Here is a 278-nt window from a genome sequence, read left to right as displayed (position 1 = left end):
GATCAGGGAAAAAGGACTCGGCCACAACTGTCGCTCGCCGCGAATGCATACCGGCAGCAAATCCAGTTGGCGCTGGCCGCCGATGATCCGCGAAGCACCCAGCAAGGCCCGTCGGGCATTTTTGCCCAAGCCTTTGAAGCCGTCTTCACCGATGCCCACTACTGTCAGCCAGGGTGTCATGTCGTTCCTTAATCCAGGTGCACCTTCAAGGGCGGCATGATAACGCGGCTTTCGTCATTTGATGCTCGGCAGCGCTCGAATGTTTGCGCGCTTTTCAA

The 278-nt window shown here is 57.6% G+C and carries 1 pseudogene; it reads right to left on the bottom strand.

The window, feature by feature from the left end:
- A pseudogene (locus BK665_RS33895) lies at positions 1-180 on the bottom strand (cobalamin biosynthesis bifunctional protein CbiET); the annotation flags it as partial.
- Positions 181-278 lie beyond the last annotated feature (98 nt).

The organism is Pseudomonas frederiksbergensis (assembly GCF_003732665.1).
Taxonomy (GTDB): domain Bacteria; phylum Pseudomonadota; class Gammaproteobacteria; order Pseudomonadales; family Pseudomonadaceae; genus Aquipseudomonas; species Aquipseudomonas frederiksbergensis_G.
Note: the sequence above shows the minus strand (reverse complement) of the source record. Positions and strands in the feature narration are given on the sequence as shown.